Here is a 23,313-nt window from a genome sequence, read left to right on the forward strand (position 1 = left end):
GAAGCTTTCTTTTTCTGCATCAATAAACTACAAATGCCATGACCACATACACCAGTATGGATACCAGGCAATACAGAGAATTGGTGGTGGAAACATAAGCGCTTCCATCCTCACTCTTCAGGAAGGTCTGCATACTGAATGTGGCTGGAGCGGACATGTAGCTGATCACTGCAAGGTTCAAAAGCAGATGATCTCCCACTATGTAATGTATTGCCAGCAGCACTCCCCCGATCATGACTGCCTGAAGAAGAATACGAAGTACAATGGTCCTGATACATGTGGAAAGAAGTTTCTTATCAAATTCAATGCTGAATCCTACCACCAGCAGAATAACTGAGGTTATGGAAGTGGTGAGAATGTTCTCCACACTTGTATAGGTACCTGCAAACGGTCCGGCAAGAAGCTTCTGCACCACACCGGTAAGTCCGGCAATGATTCCCAGCACACTTGCAATAAACGCCGGTGTACGTATTGCACTGGAAAACAGTTTTCCCGGATCAATCTTTTCCCCGTTTTCCACCTGTCCGAGCATTCCCATATAGACGCTGAAGCCAAACAAAAGACCTGCAATATCCAGCACAGCGATCTGGGAAAGGTTCTCCGCTCCGCAAAGGCTGGTATATAAAGGATAGGCCATGGAACCGCCTTCGTATACACTGACCATAAAGGGCAGATATTTCCGGTAACGCTCTGCCGGCATAAGCGGGCGGAGTAAAAAACCGATGCTAAAGGAAACAACCAGCATTACAAACATGATTCCAACCAGAATTCCGGTTTCTTTATTATAATCTGCCGTAGCAAGGGCATGGAAAATTGCTACAGGAAGCATGATCTGGGTCACCAGAAGCTTCATATTGTTAATTCCATTCTGATCCAGCAGTTTCAGCCGCTTGCAGGCCATGCCCAGAAGGATCATCACCAGTACGGGCAAAATAATTTCCAATACTTTCATTTTATGCACGCTTTCTATGTATTTCTTAATATTGTATTTTGGTATTTCTTAATCCAGACTCTTCCTGATTTCTTACCTTACAGGATATTTCGTATGGCAAACTCTTCTGCCAGAGCGTGTCTGAATAGTTCTTTTATTCATCAAAATCGGTCTCAAATACTCCCTCAGGCGTACGCATGGTAAGAACCCCGAGATTAAAATCATCATCCATTACCGTGATATGATACTCAAAGATTACATCATCCTCAAACTTGGACAGCAGAATATAGCTTCCGTTCTCTTTTCCCTCGATCTGGTCGCAGATATCATCATACACATCTGCACCGGAAATCTCACGCGGATAACCGGAAGCTTTGATTTTTTTCTCAATTGCAGCGTATAATTCTTCCATTTTATGTTCTGCAGCAGTGCATGCCATCAGGGCTTACCCTCTCAGTTCTTTTTGACTGCCGCATACTCCTTTCCTGAATTTTTTCGATTAAATATGATTGTATAATATCCGCCCCTGAAATGTCAAACCACATTTTAACCAAATCCTGGTTATCGTAATTTCTTCGTGAGCAAAGAAATCCTGATTTGTATGATTTCGTACCATACTTCTCGTTTTTTGTATAATTTTTTATAACTCATCTGTTATTTTATTCTACTCTCTACATTTTTTCCATGGCTTTTGTGGTTTTTTGTTTTTTCTTTTGTGTATTTCGTTGTGTTTTTCTTTGTTTTTGATATTTTTCATTGTTTTTTTCACCAATTTCTGTTGACATCTGACTGTTTTTGTTGTATGCTATTTTCTACAGAGAGGCACTCCATTTGGTACAAGGATGTATCTATGGAATGCCTCAACTCGTATCTAAAGGGAGGTAATACTTATGAAAATGAAACAGGTTTTAGCAACAGGCGCAGCTTTATCAATGGCCCTCTCCATGACTCCGGTCACCGCATCCGCCGCAGACAAAGTAGACATAAACGTCATTGCTGCACAGTATGGTCAGCAGACTGCTGACTGGTGGGCGAACTTCGTGACAGAATTTAATGAAGCAAACCCGGACATTAACCTGAACGTAGAAGTTGTTTCCTGGAACGATATCTACACCGTAGTAAATACACGTATCGCCAATGGCGAAGCTCCTGATGTCCTGAATATCGACGTATTTGCAGATTATCAGGCAGATGATCTCCTTCTTCCAATCCAGGACGTTGTTTCTGAAGAGACCTACAGCAAGATGTACGATGCATTCCTTGCACAATCAGAAGTTGACGGAACTGTATGGGCTATCCCGGATCTTGCATCTGCACGTGCTATGTACTATAACAAAGACATCCTTGATGCAGCAGGCGTAGAAGTTCCTACTACCTGGGATGAACTGAAAGCTGCATGTGAAGCTCTTAAGGCTTATGACGACAGCATTTATCCATGGGGTATCGATATGACTACTGACGAAGGTCAGGCAGCATTCGCATACTACACCTGGAACAACGGCGGCGGATTTGTTGACGATGAAGGTAACTGGACACTGAACAGTGAGCAGAACGTTGAAGCAATCCAGTACGCAATTGATCTTGTAAATTCCGGTTACACAAACACCGATCCTGCTAACGATACCCGTTATGATCTGCAGGATATGTTCGGCGCTGGCAAAGTAGCTATGCTCATCGCACCGAACAGCTTACCTACCTACATTGCTACAGGCGGAAATGAAGTAAACTACGGCGTTGCTTCCATTCCGTCCAATACAGGCGAATCTGTATCCGCAGGTGTTATGGACCGCTTCATGTGCTTCGATAACGACTACTCAGATGATGAGAAAGCTGCTATCTCCACATTCTTTGATTATTTCTATGATGATGCCCGTTATACAGAGTGGGTTGACATGGAGGGATTCCTTCCGGCAACCAAGTCCGGCGGCGAGGCTCTCGCAGCAGCTAACGAAGATATGGCAAGCTGGATTGATATCTTAGACAGCTGTAAATTCTATCCAACAGCGAAAGCAGAATGGGCAGATGTAAAACAGGGCGTTATCAACGTAGAGCAGAATGCTCTTCTTGGCGGCGACGTTCAGGAATTACTGGATGACCTTCAGGCAGAAATCGCTGGCTGATCTTAATCCACTGTTTTTCCCATTACGAGGAAGATAATGGGCCGGACTTACGGGTCCGGTCCATTTTTAAGTTTGCGAAGCAAACGCTACTTCTTGTGCCAGGCACAAGAAGGTTCCACCTTTTTGCGAAGCAAACGCTGCTTCTTGTATTTGTCACAAGAAGGTTCTGTTTTTCTGCGTAACAAACGCCGTTTTCTGTGCTTGTCTGCGCAGCGTCAACGCTATTTTTATAAAAAGAGAGGTATCCCTGTGAAGAAAAAATTCAAAAAAGTGGAACCATATATATGGATCCTGCCAAGTGTCCTTCTCATGGCAATTTTCATCCTGGTTCCTATTATCTTTGTATTCCGTATGGCCTTAAGCGACGTCAGCAAAGCTGGTCTGATCAAAGGCTTCGCCGGATTGGAAAATTTCCGCAAGGTAACAAGCAGCCCTGTTTTTGCCATGGTGCTGAAAAACACCCTTGTGTGGACCGTTGCCGTAGTCGGCATCTCCACACTCCTTGGATTTATCCTTGCGATCCTCCTCAACAATGAATTTAAAGGCCGTAAGCTTGCACGTGCCGTTGTTGTTTTCCCATGGGCCACAACCCTGATCGTTCAGGCAAGTATCTGGAAATTCATCATCGACACAGATTACGGTACCTTAAATACACTGTTGATGAAGCTTGGCATTATTGACCACGCTGTGAACTGGACTCCTACTGCCGGTGCTTATTTCGCCTGGGAAATTGCCTGCGGTATTTTTGTTACCATTCCATTTGTAACCTTTACCGTACTTTCCGGTCTGCAGAGTATTGATGCCAGCTACTATGAGGCAGCAGCCGTAGACGGAGCCAGCTACTGGCAGAAAATGTTCCAGATCACCATCCCGCTGGTACGTCCGAATCTTACCATCAGTACCATCCTGAACATTATCTACGTATTTAACTCTTTTCCGATCATATGGACCATCACCAAGGGTGACCCTGCTAACCGTACCGACACCCTGGTTACCTATCTGTACAAACTGGCCTTCTACAACGGCAAACAGGGACAGGCAGCAGCCGTATCTGTTATCGGCTTCCTGATTCTTCTTTTCTGCGCCAGCCTGTACATGGTTTCCGTACTGAAGAAAGGAGACGAATAATATGGCAAACACCAATGCTTCAGTTAAGAAAAAAAATACCAGAAACACAGTTTTGCGTGTATTGCTCTATGTAGTGATCATCGCCATCTGTCTGATAACTTTATACCCATATTTTGTAACTGTATGTACTGCTCTTAAAAGCCGCGCGGAAATCTTTTCCATGAATGGAACTATTTTCCCTGTTGAGGCCATCTGGTCCAACTTCACAGACGTATGGAAGCTGGCTCCCATGAGCAATTACATGATGAACTCCATTGTGATCGCAGGAGGCTCCACTCTTCTGGCTATGGTCTGCGGTATCCCAGCTGCTTATGCCCTGTCCAGAATGAAATTCAAAGGCCAGACTGCTTTTCTGGGATTTGTTATTGTCTCCCAGATGTTCGCACCGGTTGTACTTCTCATCGGTATCTACAAGGTTATGATGGCGTTCCATCTTACCAACAGCATTATCGGCCTGATCTTTATCAACGCAGCATTTAACCAGGCATTTGCTATCTGGCTGCTCCGCGGTACTTTCCTGAGCATCTCCCCTGAGATGGAGCAGGCTGCCACTATTGACGGCTGTAACCGCGTACATGCCCTTTTAAGGATCCTTCTGCCTGTTGCTGCACCTGGTATCGTTACAGCGCTTATTTTCGTATTTATCAACGCCTGGAACGAATATACAGTGGCACTGACACTGATCTCCACTGATACCTTCAAGCCTCTCACCGTTGGTATCAATATTTTCAACGGTTACAATATGATCGAGTGGCAGTATCTGTTTGCTGCTTCCCTCTATGCAATTGTTCCAGTTGTGATTCTGTTCGTCGGAATCGAAAAAAATCTGGTTGGAGGACTCACTTCTGGTGGTGTCAAGGGTTGATTTTTATTTTTTTCCAAGTATAATAGAGGAAGATGCGGACGCGAGAAAGGGTTGCCCAGGGCAGCCCTTTGTTCATGCCCCATAACTATTCAGAAGGCAGTATTCCGCCAGGTGTTTTTGTGAACATTGTTCACAGCTGCGGCGCGAAATCATACAAAGCATGTTACTGGTCATCCAGTAACTGTTTTATTGTGTACGGTAAAATTTCACATACGGAATAACCCCGATGATTCCGCACATTTCAGGAACTCTATACCGGAGATCACCGAATGATTCTTCTGTCCTGCTGACGAAAATTCAGCACATTTCACAGATTTTTAAAATCAATGGTTTTGACCTTGACTTTTCTGTAGAATACTGTAATATTGATAGTGCACAACATCTAGTATGTAATCAAAGATTTAAACACAATATATGGAGGGATTTGAAAGAATGAGTACTGAGGTCAATGCAAACGTCATTAAACGAAATGGCGTGGAAGTTATTTTTGATAAGGCGAAGATCATCAACGCCGTTGAAAAAGCGAATGAGGAGGTTTCTAAGCTTCACAGGCTGAGTCATTACCAGATCACAGCGCTTGCTGATATGATTGCCACCCGTGCCCTTGAATCCTCCCACGCTGTCAATGTGGAAGATATTCAGGATATGGTAGAGACCGGCATTATGGAGATGCGCGGTTATGAGGTTGCACAGAAGTATGTGCGCTATCGCTACAAGAGAGAGCTTACCCGCAAGTCCAATACCACAGACGACAGCATCCTTGCTCTTCTTGACCAGATTAATGAGAATGCCAAGCAGGAGAACTCCAATAAGAACCCTACTATTAACTCTACCCAGCGTGATTACATGGCAGGCGAGGTCAGCAAGGACCTGACCATGCGTGTTCTTCTTCCTGAGGAGATCGTAAAGGCTCACGACGAGGGAATCATTCATTTCCATGATTCCGATTACTACGCACAGCGTGAGCATAACTGTGACCTGATCAATCTGCAGGATATGCTCCAGAACGGCACGGTTATCAGCCAGACACTGATTGAGAAGCCTCACAGCTTCTTTACCGCATGTAACGTTACCACACAGATCGTCGCACAGGTAGCCAGCAATCAGTACGGCGGACAGTCCTTCTCTCTCGCCCATCTGGCTCCTTTTGTAGACATCAGCCGCCAGAAGATCCGTAACAAGGTAATCGAGGAACGTAAGGCTTGCGGTGAGCCTCTTGATGATGAGATCATCCAGAAGGTATCGGAACGCAGACTGAAGGATGAGATCCAGAGTGGTATCCAGACGATCCAGTACCAGCTGATCACTCTTATGACCTGTAACGGACAGGCACCATTTGTAACGATTTTCATGTATCTTGATGAAGTTCCGGAGGGACGCACCCGTGATGACCTTGCACTGATCATCGAGGAAGTTATGAAGCAGCGTATGCAGGGTGTTAAGAACGAGCGCGGTGCGTGGATCACACCTGCATTCCCGAAGCTGATCTATGTGCTGGATGAGGATAACATCCACGAGGATTCCAAATATTGGTACCTCACAGAGCTTGCAGCGAAATGTACTGCCAAGCGTATGGTTCCGGATTACATCTCAGCCAAGATCATGCGCCAGTTAAAAAACGGCAATGTTTACACCTGCATGGGATGCCGTTCCTTCCTTACCGTTGAGGAGAAACAGAAGAACCCGGACGGTTCCTACAAGTTCTACGGTCGTTTTAACCAGGGTGTTGTTACCATTAACCTTGTAGATGTAGCCTGCTCCTCAGACGGCGATTTTGATAAGTTCTGGGAGATTCTGGAGGAGCGCCTGGAGCTTTGCCACAGAGCACTCCGCTGCAGACATGAGCGTCTTCTTGGCACAGTTTCCGATGTTGCCCCGATCCTGTGGCAGTATGGTGCTCTTGCACGGCTTAAGAAGGGTGAGACCATTGACAAGCTTCTTTATGACGGCTATTCTACGATCTCACTTGGATATGCAGGTCTCCATGAGATGTGCATGAGAATGTACGGAAAGCCTCATACAGACCCTGAGGTTCGTCCGTTTGCGCTGAAGGTTATGCAGCGCCTCAATGACAAATGTGCCCAGTGGAAGGCAGCTGAGAACATCAGCTACTCTGTATATGGCACTCCGATGGAATCCACCACATACAAGTTTTCCAAATGTCTCCAGAAGCGTTTTGGCATCATTCCAGGAGTTACGGATAAGAATTATATTACAAACAGCTATCACGTTCACGTTACTGAGGAGATCGACGCATTCTCCAAGCTGAAATTCGAGTCTGAATTCCAGAAGCTTTCTCCAGGAGGAGCCATCAGCTACGTGGAAGTTCCGAATATGAAGCAGAATATTCCGGCAGTTCTCTCTGTTATGAAGTTTATCTATGATAACATCATGTATGCAGAGCTGAATACCAAGAGTGATTTCTGTGATGTCTGCGGATATGACGGAGAGATCCAGATCAAAGAAGACGAGAACGGCAAGCTGATCTGGGAATGCCCGAACTGCGGTAACCGCAATCAGGACAAGATGAGCGTTGCCAGAAGAACCTGCGGATACATCGGTACCCAGTTCTGGAACCAGGGACGTACCCAGGAGATCAAGGATCGTGTATTACATCTGTAATAAGTAATGGTTTCCGGGTTTTCTGCAAGATGTGTGTATTTGATTATCAGGCACAGGAGGAAAAGAGGAATCAGTTATGAACTACGGAAACATTAAATCCTACGACATAGCAGACGGCACAGGCGTGCGTGTAAGCCTGTTCGTATCTGGCTGCAGGCACCACTGTAAGGGCTGTTTTAACGCACCTACGTGGGATTTTAACTACGGTAAGCCATTTACCCGGGAGACTCAGGATAAGCTCCTGGAGCTGCTTGCTCCGTCTTATATAGAGGGCTTCTCCCTACTCGGCGGCGAGCCATTCGAGCCAGAGAATCAGCCTGTTCTGGCAGAGCTTCTGGAAGAGATCAGGCGTACCTTTCCGGATAAATCCATCTGGTGTTACAGTGGATATCTTTTTGACAAAGATATGGTTCCCGGAGGTAAGATCTACACTCCTTTTACAGACCGGATGCTTTCCTGCATCGACGTTCTGGTAGACGGAGAGTTTATTCAGGAATTGAAAAACCTCTCCCTTCAGTTCAGAGGGAGCAGCAATCAGCGAATTCTGCATTTAAAAGATGGTAAGCTTATTAAAGAAGGCCTGTGATACGGGTCTTCTTTTCTTATATCTGCATTCAAATAGTTGCATAAGTTTTTACATCTGGGTAATCGAAAATCCCCCTCCTGTCTAACAGGAGGGGGATTTTATTACACTTTATTTATTTTGCTTTCGCATATTTTGGTGTGCTGTAAGAAGAATAGATTGGAACACCTGCTTCGTTGTTTCCAACGGCGCGTACTTTGTAATAATACTTGGTTCCAGCTTTCTTGGAGCTCTTGTCAACATATTTCACTTTGGAGCCTTTTGTAATAGTTCCTACCAGTTTGTATCCGGAACCTTTCTTAGTGGAACGGTATACCTGATATCCGGTAGCTCCTGTTACTTTCTTCCAGCTGACAGTAATCTTGCCCTTTGTTGCTTTCGCTTTTGGACTGGTTGGCTTCGCGATCTTTGCTGTGGAAACTATAGCACTTGCAGATTTGCTTGCACCACTTGTATATGTTTCATCAGCAGAATCTTTGTACTCATAGGACTTACCATTCTTGTAAGCAATTACATAATAGTAATATTTTACTCCTGCTTTCGGTCCTTTGTACTCTGTGCTTGTTGCACCATTATAGGTGTACTTGATCTCGCGATCTGTAATAGTCGTTTCCTTCAGTTCACTAACGAATTTGTATCCGCTGACTGTTGTGGAATCAGCAACATAATTCGGGACAGTTGCACTGGAACCGTAACTATAGCTGTAAGAATTGCTGTCTTTGTTATATCTGTTCCAGGAAGAGGTGGTTCTGTATACACGATAGTAATCAGCACCTGCTACCGGATTCCATGTTACAGTAATACTTCCATCTGCTTTGTTTGCAACAGCTTTTACATTGCCAGGAGTTGCTAAAACAGGATTAACTGTTGCTCTGATTTCATTGCTGTATTCCTGTCCTCTGTATGCACGTACACGATAGGTTGTTTCCGTATCTGCTGCCGGGAATGTAATGGAAGATGTGGAAGCTTTCAGTGTCTTATAGGTTTCCCATGCACCAGTCTCTTCATTTCTCTTCTCAACCAGATAACCCTTTCCTGCATATACCGGCTGCCAGCTTAACTTCATCTTACCGTTTGCATAAGAAATTCTGTTAACGGTAGTCATCTCGAAGCTAAGATTTGCATATACACCTTCATCAATGTAATACTTGCTGTTTCCTACAGTCTTGTATGCTCTTACAAGATAGTAATAATCCATACCGCTCTGAAGCTTCTTGTCTGTATAACTGGAAGCCTTTGCACTTGTAGTCTTGATCAGTTTATACTTAGCAAAATTGTTGGTCATGCCAGCTGCTACAGTATCTCCAATAGAAGATCCTTCACATCTGTAAATCTCATATCCCTTAGCACCTTTGATCTTGGTCCAGGACAGTTTTACAGAAGTTGTGCTCTTAGGTGTTGCTTTCAGCTTCAGCGCACCGCCCCAGGTAGTAACCTTATTATAAGCCCATGCTCCATAAGTGGTCTTGCCTGTTTCGGAATCATAATAATATGGTCTTACTCTGTAAGTATAGGTAGTATCTGCTTTCAGTTTGGTGTTCTTATAAACGCTGTCTGTAGTTTTGGCAATTGTTTTATATTTCTTGCCATTCTTTCTCTGGATCTGATAGCCGGTAAGCCAGCTTTCTGATCCGCTTTCAGCGCTCATCTTTAAGGTAACGGTCTTAGCTGTGATAACATTTGTTACAGATATATTCGGCATACCAGCTTTAAATGATGCTGTATTTGTGTATGCACTGTATTTCTGTGCAAGTGTAGCTGCCTTATCATTTTTTACACGGGCACGCACATAATAGGTCTTGCCTGGTGTAAGTGATTCAAAGTAAAGTGTTGCCTTATTATTCTCACCAGAAATACAATCTGTAACCTTGTAATCATTTACAAATTCAGGTGATTCGGAATACCAGAATTCTACATCTTCTTCTTTTCTTACAGTTCCGTCATAGGAGAATACATAACCATCCGGTGTTTTCTCAACCAGCTTCAGGTTGCTGATCGCTGAAGTGGCTTTGGAGACATTGACAGCTACTACATTGGAAGGAGTACCGTATTTCTTGTTTCCGCTCTTGTCTTTTACATAAGCGACAACTCTTACATAGGTTGCTCCTTCTTTTAATAAGGATTTTCTCAATGTAAGTGCATCATCATCCTCATAGTACTCATCTTCATCTTCATCATAGTAACCACTGGAAGAAGCTGTTACCCAGTCCTCTTCGGAAGGCTGTGCCTTATCAGTGTACTGGAGCTCATAAGAGTCGCCATCTTCCAGAACAGCATCAAAACGGAATTCGAAGCTGTTTTCAGATTCTTTATACATCTCTAAGCCAGTTACATTCTTAGGTGCCTTTTCTGCATCTGTAGTGAAGGAGACTGCTGCAGGTTTCAGTTTTGCAACCTCTTCCTCTTCCGGTCTGTCTGCACTGCTCACTGCACGAACATAATAGGTTTTTCCTGCTTCCAGATTACTGTTGTTTTTGCTGATCTTCAGTTTCGCGGAACCAGCTGAGCCATCATAATAGAAGCTGCTCCAGTCACTTACCATAGTTGCAGTAGTAAATTCTGTGCCTGTTGCGATCTGATACCATACGCTGTCTAAATCAACCTTTGCACTGTATGTGAAATAATAGTAATTGTCGTCAGCTTTCACATACTGAAGATCTGTGATCGGCTGAAGAGCATCTACTGTAAATGCAGCGGACGGTGCTGACCAGTCGCCTTCTACGGTCTTTGTGACTTTCTTTCCGTCTATATCAACGGTATAAGTGCGTACTGCACGTACCTGGAAAGTATAGGATTCTCCAGGAGCCATTGCCTTGATCGGATCGCCATTCTCATCTCTTACACGGTCAAATGAAACCTTAGGATCTGTTGTATATGTATACAGATCTTCATCTTTAAGCTCTGACAGGGAAACACTTGGGAAATTACCGCGTCCGACGCTGTAGTAGGTCTTATCAACAGTTCCGTCATCCTTCAGAGAAGCTGAGCTCACGTATTCACGGCCGGCAGAATCTTTTACAAGGATTTCATAGCGGTTTACATTGTCAAGTGCGTTCCAACGCAAGGTTGGCTCACTAGCCTCTGTGTTTACATTTACACCGGAAACAGCTGCAGGCTTCTCACTGGTACCTGCATCTGAAGCGGTTACTTTGTATGCAAATGCATTGGACCAGTCTCCGTATACTTCCTTACCATCCTCTCCGATCTTAACGGCACGAACAGAAAGATTATAGGTCTTTCCGTCTTCAAATGCATAAACAGGCTGACCGGTAGCCGGATAAATAACAGGTTCCAGAACTCCGTCTACGCTTGTATAAGTTCTATAATCAGACTCATCAAAGGAATATCTGGTGCCGCTTACTCTGGTATACCTGCCACTCTTCCGATCGGATGCCAGTGACTCAAAGTACTCACGTCCAGCTTCGTCTGTAATCTTAATCTCATAGCTGTCTGCATTCTTATCCGGATTCCAGCTGAGAACATAAGAAGATGCTGTTACACCGGAGATTTTCTTCAGGCTTGTATCTACAGCTTTATAAGTTACTGTATAAGCGTCAGACCATTCACCTTCCTGCTTCTTGTTTGCACCATTCTCATATCTGTAATTAATTCCGCGGACACGGATGGTATAGGTTTTACCTCTTTCAAATTTGAACTCTCCGTAGGTTCTTCCTAAATAGAAGTTTGGATAGGAATAATTGGAATCTGTTGTAAAGGCAACTTTTCCATCTACTTCAACTTCGTACTGGGATACATATGTATTCTGGATACGGTTCCAGCTTACATATTCATATTCATCGTTGTATTTGAAATTACCGGTCTTCTCTGGTACAAGACTGCCGCTGTCGTCTGCTTCTACAACCAGTTCATTGGACCAGTCGCCTACCTTCTTCTCATCGCCGGAGCCTGTATATGCACGGACTTTAACGGTATATTTCTTGCCTTTCTGGAAAGCACCGATATATTTTCCGTCTGCATCAGAAGCGACTTCATAAAGACCTGTGGTGTCGTTCTTTTTAAGCAGATAACCGTAATTCTCATAGAAATTGAGCCAGTTACCTGAAGTAGTTACATAGGAGGGTTCCTTTGCTCCGTATGCATAAGAATAATATTCATTTCCAGCTTCATCCTTAATGGAAACCTCGAGGTTCTGGTTCTCGCCGGATACCTGAATCTGATTCTTTCTTTCAGCTGCATAAATTGTCACACTCTTCGGCTCAGCGACCTTCTTTGCGTAGGTATAATCTACAGCGTCAGACCATTCACCATATGCAACAGTTCCATCTGCGCTGTTACGGTTTACGGCGCGAACGGAAACCTTGTATGTCTTGCCATTCTCAAGACCTGCAATATATCCGTTTTTACCATCTGGTTTGTATACAAGGTTTCCTTCTGCGTCAACCTTGAACGGCTGCATGGTAAGATTTGTAAGACTATAGCTTAAGTTGACTGTGGACGGATAACCGGTCTCTGGCTCGCTTGCATTATAATAGTAGCGGTAAGTGTACTCTCCGTCTGTTACACGGATCTGGTATTCATCTGCCTTCTGGTCTGCATACCAGGTAAGAACATTCTTATCCTCCTCATCAAATGCAACATGTCCGATCTTGCCAGGTGCCTCTGCATCAAAAGCAGCAACCTCGTCGGTGCTTCCGCTCTCTTCTGCGTCTGCAACTGCCTCACTGTCACCGAAGCCATCCTCTGTAACAGCTGCCACTGCGGCTTCATCTCCGAAGCCATCTGCCTCTACAGCAGCTTCCTCTGTGGTGTCCGCTTCCGCTGCCGGAGACTCAGATACGAAATCTCCTCCATCTGTAAAATCTGACGCCAGAAGTGGTGTCGGTGCGGAAGTTGCGGTCATTGCCGCTGCAATTGCAATGGCAACAGACTTATTGAGTGTTTTCAAATCTTTCTTCATACATTTCCCTCCATGAATTAAATTTATTGAAATTGATCAATAAGTAGTATGGGGAAATTATAGCGTATTACTCCGTTTTAGGCAAGTGTTTTGTGAATAATTTATGTATTTTGTGCAAATAAGCACACATTACCCACACCCATTTGTATTTTTTCTGATATTTTCTCTTTTTTCTGACAATTAAGTGTTTTCTTTATATTTTGACAATTTTAGTGTTTTTTCATATTCCGTCAAAATACTGTTCATTTCGTAGCGCTTTAACTGTCTGATCAGTTCTTCTGCATTAATATGAAGCCGCATATCTTCCAGGCTTTCTTTTATCTCAATGTCATGTTTCATAGTTGCCAGCTGTTCGCTTAAGTATACCATCTCTTTATTTGTTTTCAGTGCTTTCAGAGGGCTTCTGCCTATTCCAAGGTTTTCTTTCCAGAAAGTATTCAGTTCCTTTTCTTTCTTTGCCACGTCTTCGCAGTCCTCAATTGCTTCATAGATCGCGTCCAGGGTTTTATATTCTGCTACAAGCGGCGCTGCTGCTGAGGAAACGCCCTTACAGCCTGGAATTCCATCGCCTGGATCTCCAGTGATCGCCAGAAGCACAGGAATCTGTTCCGGATATACCCCTTCCTCAGAACAGACAATTTCCGGTGTATATTCAAATACATTAGAAGGGAGTTCCTCGTAAGCCTCTTTTCCAAACAGGCCATATGCATCCTTTAAATTCTCCAGCTTATCCTTCGTAACAACACGCCACATGCGGGTATATTCGCTTACCAGCTGAAAATAATCGTGATCCTTGGTAAGCACATAAGTCTGCAGATCCGGGCCCTGGAATTTCTCCACAAGAGATGCCGCATAATCGTCAGCCTCATAGTCCTGGCTCATAAATACCGGACAGCCGATTGCTTTCAGAAGCTCTTCCATCTGGATAAACTGTTCTTTTAATGGCTGGGCAGTCTCCTTGCGATTGGCTTTGTAAAAATCGGCGCCAAGCTGGGTGCGGCGGAAAGTATCTCTTGTCATGTCAAAGGTAAATGCCACGTATTCCGGCTTTACCTTCTTATAGACAGCCAGAAGGGTGCGAAGCATGGTGAACATGGCATTTGTGTATTTTCCATCGGAGGTGTGCAGGATTTCCGGATAGTGTCTCTCTTTTTCCTCGTCTGTCTTTGCGAAAAGGATAGATTTGGGAAGATTTCCGTAATAGGATGTGGACAGCATGGAGGAGCCGTCGATGATCAGAAATTTGGGCATAATTGTTCTCCTTCTATGATTATTTGACAGTTTCCTAACGAAGCGTTGATTTTTACACACTGTCAGGAAGTGTCTTTTCAATATCTGATATGATATCAGACCTGTAATTTTTCTCAATCTCTCTGTAAGTATACCATAAATTTATCTTATCTGAAAAATTTCCAAAAATTTTTTCAGATTTCGTGTTATTTCTTTCTCTGGTTTTCGTATATATAGTGAAGGGAGCAGAAAACAAAATTATTTCTGAATTCCCGCTCTACGTAGAATGAGGAGGTACTCAATGAAAAAAATAATTTTAACCTTATCCGGCGTTCTCTTTGTGATCGTCACCGGATGCTCGCTGCTGATCTGCATGATGAACGGAATTCCGAATTTGGATCAGCCGGCTGCTGCCTTTTACCTGGCGAAAGCAATTCTGTTATCCTTTAGCCTTCCTCTGGTAACCTTAGGTCTCTTCGTACACTGTTTGCAGCTTAGACGAAAGCTTGATAAGAAGAACCTGTTGTTCCGGAATGCGATGAAGGAGCTGATAAAAAATCGCCAGACCAGCTGCAGGGATTCTGGAGATTCTGATTTCCAGAGCTTTAAAAATTCACTTACCTGTCTGTTCTGTGCCTTTGCCGAAGATTCCGATCTCAGCGAAGAAGATCAGAAGGACTTGCTGGATTTTATTGACAAATTTTAAGTGAGGGACTTGCATGCTTTTAATCTGTATGAGCATAGCAGGAACAGTGCCACTGATCATCTGTCTCCTGCTATTGCTTCTCCAAAGGAAAAAATTTTCATACCGGCTTGGCCGGAACCTGGTGTTTCTGAGTCTGGCGGGGTATTTGATACCGTTTCAGGTGGTTAAATATCTGATGCCAACAGATGTTTTGATAAGAACAGACGCTCTTGCAAACATCTCTTATTACATCAATTTTGACGACAAAGGAGCAATTTCTTATCACGGAATTTCATTATGGATGTCCGACTGGATTCTTATGATTGGATTATGCTGGCTATTTTTAATCTCAGGCTTCAGTGTTTACGAAATCATAAAGTATCACCGGCTCACGCGAAAGCTGAAAAAGATTACTGAGAAAAGAACTTGTTTCTTACCTGGAATCGGGGATGTAGAATACCGTATTTCTCCCCTTATTGGTTCTCCCTATACTATAGGTTTCCTGAAGCCTTTCATTGTCGCGCCGGAGAGCCTTGAGGATTCCAGATTGTCAGAAATGATTATGCGGCATGAATATTCACACCTGCGCCGTCATGACTCAGCTGTAAAGCTGCTCTGCCTGTTAGCCATTTGCCTTCATTTTTATAACCCGTTAACATTGCTTACGCTTCTGCTTTACACCAGCTTTTCCGAAAATATTGCAGATCAAGCCGCCACTGAAGGTTTCACCACGGAGGAGAGAAAAGCCTACGCAGTCGCTCTCGTGAATCTTTCCGCAAGAAACAGACAGGTTCCTGTAGTCTGGAAAAACAACTTGTTGGGGGCCAAACATACGATGAAAAGGAGAGTGGAATTTATTATGATGAAGAATAGAAAAGCCAGTAAAATTGGTACTGCTGCGGCAATATTGGCATCTGTATTTTTGAGCGGGACTACGGTGTTTGGATATGCACCGATGCAGACAACGGAAGCGGCAGATTCTGTGCAACTTAATGAAACAGTATCATTTGTTGACAGTGCTTCAAACAACCCCTTTGCAAATTCTAATATCTACTTTGAAACAGATGAACACGTAAATATCTTAGTCAATGACTCCGATTTAGAACCACGTGCAATTATTTGTACACACGATTTTAAATCTGGATATGCGGATGTTCATAATTCAAAAAGCAACGGTGGCTGTGTCGTTAAAACTTACACTGCTAAAATCTGTCAGAAATGCAACCACCTTGTCATCATGGATTACGTTGGCACACGCACCTACGCCAAATGCCCACACAAATAATCGCCTGCACTAACTTTAATGGGAGGAAGTTAGCCCAGCCGAATTATTAAATCATTCACACTTACCCAATTATGTCATTTTCCATTATTATCTTTCGTGAAGCTCAGAGGGAACGGAAGCTAAAAATGAGCCAGGGAAGCGTTTCGCTTTCCCTGGCTCTTACCCGTTTCAGAAACATATTATAACGTTTCACACCTACATCTTATCCACTTTGCAGACAGCCCTTTTCAAACGCCTTTTAACCCAACCCTTTTGGGCTTATTTCTCTTCTTCCTTTCCATCACACCGTTTCCCCGGTACCCTTCAGCTGTCCATGCACTGTCCGTCTCACAAACACAAAACAGATTACCTGCAGCACAATGGTAATAAACCAAGATGCCGGATAGGAAATAAACAAGGTGTACAGGCTTCTGTGCTGTGGGAATATCCAGAAGATCCACACAATTCTAGTACCAACCGTACCGATAATAGAAAGGATCATAGGCACACCGGAATGTCCCATTCCCCGGAGAGCGCCAGGAAAAAGATCCATGATTCCACATAAGAAATAGGGCACTGTGGTGATGGAAAGAATTTCCACACCGCATCGGATAACCTCCGGATCCTCTGTGTAAACCTTCAGGATCTCACCGCCACACATGTAAGAGCCGCATCCCAGCACAAGGGCGATCACAAAAGACAGGATTCCGCAGTCCAGCAGCACTCTGTCCATACGTTTATATTTCCCAACGCCATAATTCTGGCTGGTAAAGCTCATACAGGCCTGAGTGACCGCATTTACAGACGCATACAAAAATCCCAGAATATTATTCGCCGCCGTATAACCAGCCATGGCAGTGGAACCAAAGGAATTTACAGAAGACTGCAAAAGCGCATTGGAAATGTTAATAACCGTACTCTGCACTCCTGCCGGTATTCCCACCTGAAAAATCTGTACCAGATAAAATTTCTTCATACACAATCTGGAAAACCGAAGCTGATAACTGCTGTCCGTCATATACAGACATCTAAGAACCAGAATACAGGAAATCAGCTGGGAAATAATGGTCGCAATGGCAACACCTGCAACACCCAGATGAAACACGATCACCAGAATCATATTCAGCACCGCGTTGGTCACACCAGCCACAACCAGGAACAGCAGCGGACGTCTGGTATCCCCTACCGCACGCAGAATAGCTGCACCATAGTTATAAAGCATAAAAAACGGCATTCCCAGGAAATAAATCCTCATATACAAAGTGGACTGGTCAATCACATCCGCAGGCGTTCCCATAACCTCCAGTGCCCATCTTGAAAAAACAAGTCCTACAGCAGCCATCGCCACACCACTGACCAAAGCCAGTGTCACAGACGTATGTACCGTTTCTGACATCTCCTTCGCCTTACCTGCCGCATAGAATCTGGCAGCCAGAACATTAGCTCCCAGTGAAACACCAATAAAAAGATTGGTAAACACATTGATCAAAGCGGTAGTGGAACCAACTGCTGCCAGGGCCTGGCTGCCGGAAAACCGTCCCACCACAATAATATCCACAGCATTGAACATCAGCTGCAGGATTCCGGAAACCATCAGCGGAATGGCAAAAGAAACCAGCTTGTCCATAATGGTTCCGTTACACATATCAATTTCGTACTTATTTTTACTCAACTCTATCGCTCCCTCATCCATATGCCAGCACCACCGGAAGCCTCTTCCGGTCTGCTGCCAGAGTATATAAAAAGCTCTGGCAGGTACTGGCTCACATCATCCTTTCTGTCCCCGAAGCCATTTTTCAAGGACAGAATAAATCACATTCATGTCAATAGGCTTAGTCACATAATCACTCATTCCACACTCTGCTGCCCGGCTCTCATCCTCCTGGAACACATTTGCGGTCATGGCGATCACCGGAATATTTTTCCAGTAGTCACTCTCTCCTGCACGGATAGTTGCCGTGGCCTCATACCCATTCATCACCGGCATCTGGATATCCATGAAGATCAGTTCATAATAATTCTCCGGCCTGATTCCAAGAAGCTTGATCGCCTCCTGCCCATTCTCTGCCACATCCACGATCAGACCGGATTCGGACAAAAGCTCGTACGCAATCTCCCGGTTCAGCTCATTGTCCTCCACCAGCATGATCCTGCGTCCCTTCAAAAAGCCCGGATCCTTTTCCTTCTCTTCACCAGCCTCTGCTGCCAGTAAGGCCTGGTCAGCCTCCTTCTCTTCTTCCACAAGCTTCAGATCCAGCCGCACAAGAAACGTCGTACCTTTCCCCTGAATGCTCTTTACCTCAATACTTCCACCCATCTGTGCAATGATAGACTTGGCAATAGAAAGTCCCAGTCCAGTTCCCTGGGTAGCATTTGTCATGCTGTTATCTTCGCGGGAAAAAGGCTCAAACAGCTTCTTCTGAAATTCTTCCGACATGCCGATTCCATTGTCCTTCACCACAAAAGAATAGCTTGCTTTGCCCTCTGCAAAGCTATTGCCCTGGGTTACCTTTACCTGCACACATCCATGCTCAGGCGTGTACTTCACTCCATTGGAAATCAGATTGATCAAAACCTGCCTGAGTCTTACCGGATCTGCCAGCACATGATCGTCCCGGATTTCTTCTATATCCATATCAAAAATCTGGTGTTTGTCAACAGCTGCCTGACGGCATACTCCATCCACAATTTTCATGGTTTTGCTCAGGTACAGTGGTTCCTCATGAAGCATCGTATCCCCACTCTCAATTTTCGACATATCCAGAACCTCATTGATCAGCTCCAGAAGGTGTCTGGAAGAATCGTCGATCTTCTGAAGACAATCCAGAATACGCGCAGGATCGTTCAGATGATTCATGGCGATCTGGGTCATACCAAGTATTCCATTCATAGGAGTGCGAATGTCATGGGACATACTGCTGAGGAAAATGCTTTTTGCCTTGTTTGCCTCTTCTGCAGACTGATATGCCTCCTTCAGACTGTTCATCAGCTGTTCATTTCTGCTGTGGCTTTCCTGAACATCTGTCGCGATCACAGTCATCATGCCAGGCATAACATTTTCCTCGTCCAGGCAGATAAACTGGAACCGCACCCAGCGGTAAGCATCTTTTGCCCGGATCCGGGCTTCACACTCATAGCTGCCCTCCTGCTCCAGAAATATGCGGGAAAGCTCTGACAGTCTGATTTTCAGCCGTACTTTTTCCCAATCACCCGGTTCACAGTTTGGCGCCAGATATTCTTTCAGGAAGTCTCCGTAATAACCGTCCGGAATCTTTTTATCCAGAAGTCTCTGGTTTCCGCGGTAGTATACCTTGTATTCGCCAGACATCATATCCACATACAAAATGATCAGAGAATTCCTTGCCAGTGCTCCAAGAAGCTGACGGCTCTCGTTTCCGCTTTTGTGAAGGAAATCGAGAATCGTATCTCCCTCTTCATCACTTTGCTTCCGGCTGCTGGCTTCCCAGTTTTCAATATCTGTGAACAGCCTGCTTTCTTCTATTTCATTTTGATCTACTGCCTTGCCATATACCGAATAACAAGTACGGATGCGTCCCGCTCCCAGCAGATATCTGAGATCTCCCTGCAGTTCTTTATCCTCTTCCAGAAGCTCCACCAGCTCCGGACAATAAACAGAACCCTTTCCCCAGGAAAACTCCTCCGCTACTTGTTCCAGCTTCTTGGCATTCTTATAGCTTCGTCCCACAAAGTCAGTGGCTGCATCCAGACAATCGCTGATATGCAGTATTTCAATAAGGAAACGCACATTTGACCTGGTATTGTCAAAATCTGCCGGATATCCTATTTTTCCATCCCAGGATTTGTGATGTCCCAGAACAGCATCCCGATATTTGCAAAGAGCCGGAATCTCCTCTACGAATTTAGCCCCCTCACAGGGATGGCTGAGAATATCATTCTTTTCCCTTTGTGTCAGCTGCCGTGACTGCTTGTTCACAATAGATGCAAGTCTGATCATTCCAATATCCAGAAGCTGTGCAGACTGGGAAACATAGTCCAGAATGGTCTCCTGATTTTCCAGCACTTCCACCACGTTCTCATAACCAAAGGTTCCAATCAGAAGCTCCGGCCGCTTTTTCATCACTACATTCAGAATTCGCCTGGCAATCTGCTCCACCATTGCACTGTGCATGGCAGTGCCCTCATCCCGGCTTACCATGATCTGCATAAGAACCAGGGTGTTTATTTCATCTCCAGTAATATATTTCAACACATCCCTGAGAGAACGCCATACTACATCATTTACAAAGGTATCGTTTTCTGTCCTGGACAGCCTGCGAATAGCATGCACATAATTGGATACACAAAAATCACGGAGATCTGGTGCTCCGTGATATTCATCCGCATATTTCTCCAACAATTCCAAAATCGTCGGCAAATGGTTAATCGCAACCTGAAAATAGCGGCTGTCAGAAAAAGGCACTCCCTCCTGGCTGTCCAGATCGTCATGCTCCATACTGTGTTCACAGAATTTCCGGTAATCCTCCAGAAGCTCTGTGCAGGTTATCTTACCCTGATAGAACAGACAGGACTTATAATTACAGTATATTTCATCCAGCATTTCGTAGGGCTCCGGATTCTTCTCAAGCTCACGCTGATAATATTCTTCCAGAACCCGGGATGCTCTGGAAAGAAGCTCCGGATCAATCTCCCTCACGGTAAATCTCAGGACTGAATTTCCAAGAAGATCATAATTCAGTTCTTCGATCAGTTCATCAAAATCAAACCGCTCTCCGTCTAATTCCCGGACTTTCTCATCATTATAAAATTCCATTGCCTCATCAATGTACTGCAAAAGCTCCTTGGCCGTGTCCAGATTAAAGTTCATCAACACTATCGGAAAATTATAATAAGAAAAAAGGATTCGCTTCCTTACGTCAAAATCCTCGATTTCAAAATATCTGGAAGAAAGTGCCCGCAGTCTGTCAAAATACATGGCTCCTTTCTTTCCATCTTCATCACTGAAGGGACGGTTATAAAAATTTCCCAGAAGATTCAGGGTCCAGATATAAGAGTCCAGATCATCACTTTTCTGAAAATATCCATCCAGAAGCTCCAGAATTTCCAGCATGGCAAGGTTATCCTCATAGCCCTCCTCATCGGCCATGCGGATCTGATGCAGAAATTCTCTTGCCAGTTCCTCGTTCAGCTCCGCCTCTCCGTCAAGGAAGGGGCGGATATACAGATTCAGAAGTGCCTCATTTTCAATGTAAAGCCGGCGCATCATTCTGGATTTGTTCTTCAGATTTTCGATCCACGCCTCCTGGTCTTCTGCCTTCAGCAGATTCTCCTGAATCTGATCTTCCGTCTTCAGATTTTCTTTGTATTTGGTGTAAAAATGAATAATATTTTCCCGCGTGATCATTCCGCCGCACCTCTTTTGGAAATACGCTCATGATTCCGGCTCTTGCACTGATACATTCTTTGATCCGCTTCCTTCACCAAATCTGCGATTTTTCCCTTTTTTTCCTCAAATGCCACAATGCCATAGGAAAAGCTGATGTTGCGGATTTCTCCGTTAATATCAAAATGGATCGGGCTCTTTTCCAGAATTTCGTTTAGCCGTTCCTGTATCTGCTCCGGCTCCAGTGCAGACAAAATAAGGAACTCATCTCCTGCATACCGGTACAGAAGATCCTGCCTGTCCATAGCACACTTCATATTCTCTGCAAAACACACCAGGTAACGGTCTCCGTTTTCATGGCCATAGCAGTCATTGATCAGCTTCAGATAATCCAGGTCAATAAATACAAGGCTGCCCTTCTTATGATTCTTCATAAAGCGCTTGCTGTTGTGGTCAAAAGCCGCACGGTTCAGACAGCCGGTAAGGGCATCCCTCTCCATGGACACCTTCAGGCGTTCAATCCGAAGCTCCTCACGGGTAAGGAGACGTACCATCTGGTCGTAATTCTCCTTCTCCTGCTCCAGAGACTCCAGATACATTCTCTCGAATTCCGGTATCTGTCTCCGAAGCTCTTCCCGGTCACTTCCGTATGCAGCCGTGCGCATAAGCTTATAAACCGGACAGAAGCTTCCGCTGAAATTCCGGGCATTCTTAATGTAGCTGCCAATACGTATAATATCGTCCCAGCGTTCTTCCTCCGCCATTACCTGAAGGAACTCTCCGAAATAGCAGACGCAGAAGCTTAAGGTATCCCTGGCACCCTCCCCGGCTTCCATTTTCTTCATATAGCTGTTAAATTCTTCCGCAATGACCGCCTTGTCTTTTTGCTGGTAAAGGCGAAGATACAAGTCCGTAAATTCCTTCTGAAGCAGGAAAAAGGCTCTGCCATCTTCAGGAATCTCCCGTTCTGTAAGAATCGCCTGCATATCCACTGCCGCCTGCTCCGCGCCTGCAACATCTCCCATGCCCAGCTTCACGTAAACCTTGCTGTCATAATAGACCAGCTCATTTAAAGTATCCGAATTCCAGAAATCCACACTGCTGTCACAGGGATCCAGTCTGGAAATATCCATCATTTTCTCCAGATAAAAATCCGCCTCAAAAAACAGTCCACAGTCTGAAAAAGCGGCTACGATAGTGTTATAAACAGATTTCAGAGGGGATCTTAAGGTAAATCCGGAATTGGCATATTTCAGGCCATATTCCACAATCTTCGGGGGAAAACCAAGGCAGAAATAAAGTCTTACCAGGGCAAGATAAAGTCTGGATTTCTCCTTGGAACGCTCCATGTGAACTCCGGCCTCCCGGCAGATTTCGATCAGAGGATAGGCATATTCCCGAAAATTATAGGCAAAAATCCCATAACTTATATAATAGATTTCTTCTGTATAAACAGTAAAATCCGATATCTGCTTCAGCTCCTCCACACAGCGTGCCACATCCTCTTTTGTCCAGGTTCCTGTTTTTACTTTATTTTTTATTTCTTCAACTGTATACATACAAGTTTTATTCTCCTGCTTATTACTGTTGTTAATTCGACAAAAG

At 44.5% G+C, this 23,313-nt stretch carries 14 protein-coding genes; 7 read left to right on the plus strand and 7 right to left on the minus strand.

Annotated elements, in window-relative coordinates; all coding sequences use genetic code 11:
• Positions 1-19: 19 nt before the first annotated feature.
• A complete protein-coding gene (locus LIZ66_RS04710) occupies positions 20-952 on the minus strand; it encodes an AEC family transporter (RefSeq protein WP_227200501.1) in 933 nt (310 codons plus the stop codon).
• A 133-nt stretch (positions 953-1,085) separates the two neighbouring features.
• Positions 1,086-1,343, minus strand: coding sequence for a hypothetical protein (locus LIZ66_RS04715; RefSeq protein ID WP_148462016.1), 258 nt, complete (start codon positions 1,341-1,343; stop codon positions 1,086-1,088).
• Between the two features lie 478 nt (positions 1,344-1,821).
• Between LIZ66_RS04715 and LIZ66_RS04720 the strand changes: the two genes are divergently transcribed.
• The 5 genes from LIZ66_RS04720 (at position 1,822) to nrdG (ending at position 8,252) form a co-directional block, all read left to right on the plus strand.
• Positions 1,822-3,051, plus strand: a complete 1,230-nt coding sequence (locus LIZ66_RS04720; protein ID WP_226837204.1) for an ABC transporter substrate-binding protein — start codon at positions 1,822-1,824, stop codon at positions 3,049-3,051.
• A 249-nt stretch (positions 3,052-3,300) separates the two neighbouring features.
• Positions 3,301-4,179, plus strand: a complete 879-nt coding sequence (locus LIZ66_RS04725; RefSeq protein WP_227200503.1) for a carbohydrate ABC transporter permease — start codon at positions 3,301-3,303, stop codon at positions 4,177-4,179.
• A gap of 1 nt (position 4,180) precedes the next feature.
• Positions 4,181-5,044, plus strand: coding sequence for a carbohydrate ABC transporter permease (locus LIZ66_RS04730; protein ID WP_118578072.1), 864 nt, complete (start codon positions 4,181-4,183; stop codon positions 5,042-5,044).
• A gap of 432 nt (positions 5,045-5,476) precedes the next feature.
• Positions 5,477-7,666: an anaerobic ribonucleoside-triphosphate reductase gene (gene nrdD, locus LIZ66_RS04735; RefSeq protein WP_118578071.1), complete on the plus strand. Its 2,190-nt coding sequence runs from the start codon at positions 5,477-5,479 to the stop codon at positions 7,664-7,666.
• A gap of 76 nt (positions 7,667-7,742) precedes the next feature.
• Positions 7,743-8,252 (plus strand): anaerobic ribonucleoside-triphosphate reductase activating protein, encoded by a 510-nt coding sequence (gene nrdG / locus LIZ66_RS04740; protein WP_118578070.1) that lies wholly within the window; start codon positions 7,743-7,745, stop codon positions 8,250-8,252.
• A 112-nt stretch (positions 8,253-8,364) separates the two neighbouring features.
• Here nrdG and LIZ66_RS04745 read toward each other — a convergent pair whose 3' ends face one another.
• Complete coding sequence (locus LIZ66_RS04745) at positions 8,365-13,167, minus strand: fibronectin type III domain-containing protein (RefSeq protein ID WP_195379718.1); 4,803 nt, start codon at positions 13,165-13,167, stop codon at positions 8,365-8,367.
• 180 nt (positions 13,168-13,347) lie between these two features.
• Positions 13,348-14,418, minus strand: coding sequence for a 5'-3' exonuclease (locus tag LIZ66_RS04750; protein WP_195379719.1), 1,071 nt, complete (start codon positions 14,416-14,418; stop codon positions 13,348-13,350).
• A gap of 280 nt (positions 14,419-14,698) precedes the next feature.
• On the opposite strand from LIZ66_RS04750, the gene LIZ66_RS04755 reads away from it, so the two are divergent.
• Both LIZ66_RS04755 and LIZ66_RS04760 read left to right on the plus strand, forming a co-directional pair.
• Entirely contained in the window at positions 14,699-15,103 is a 405-nt protein-coding gene (locus LIZ66_RS04755) for a hypothetical protein (protein ID WP_173715990.1), read from the plus strand.
• Positions 15,104-15,131: 28 nt separating this feature from the next.
• Positions 15,132-16,367 carry a M56 family metallopeptidase gene (locus LIZ66_RS04760; protein ID WP_227200521.1) on the plus strand — a complete coding sequence of 412 codons (1,236 nt, stop codon included), beginning with the start codon at positions 15,132-15,134 and terminating at the stop codon, positions 16,365-16,367.
• 280 nt (positions 16,368-16,647) lie between these two features.
• On the opposite strand, the gene LIZ66_RS04765 is transcribed toward LIZ66_RS04760, so the two are convergent.
• The 3 genes from LIZ66_RS04765 to LIZ66_RS04775 all read right to left on the minus strand — a co-directional run bounded on the left by LIZ66_RS04765 (position 16,648) and on the right by LIZ66_RS04775 (position 23,267).
• Positions 16,648-18,039, minus strand: a complete 1,392-nt coding sequence (locus LIZ66_RS04765) for an MATE family efflux transporter (RefSeq protein WP_408611497.1) — start codon at positions 18,037-18,039, stop codon at positions 16,648-16,650.
• Between the two features lie 75 nt (positions 18,040-18,114).
• On the minus strand, positions 18,115-21,729 hold the full coding sequence (locus LIZ66_RS04770) for an ATP-binding protein (RefSeq protein WP_227200505.1): 3,615 nt from the start codon (positions 21,727-21,729) through the stop codon (positions 18,115-18,117).
• Positions 21,726-23,267, minus strand: a complete 1,542-nt coding sequence (locus LIZ66_RS04775) for a GGDEF domain-containing protein (RefSeq protein WP_227200506.1) — start codon at positions 23,265-23,267, stop codon at positions 21,726-21,728. The genes LIZ66_RS04770 and LIZ66_RS04775 overlap by 4 nt, the downstream gene beginning before the upstream one ends.
• Positions 23,268-23,313: the final 46 nt, after the last annotated feature.

This window comes from Blautia faecis (assembly GCF_020554845.1).
Taxonomy (GTDB): Bacteria; Bacillota; Clostridia; order Lachnospirales; family Lachnospiraceae; genus Blautia_A; species Blautia_A faecis.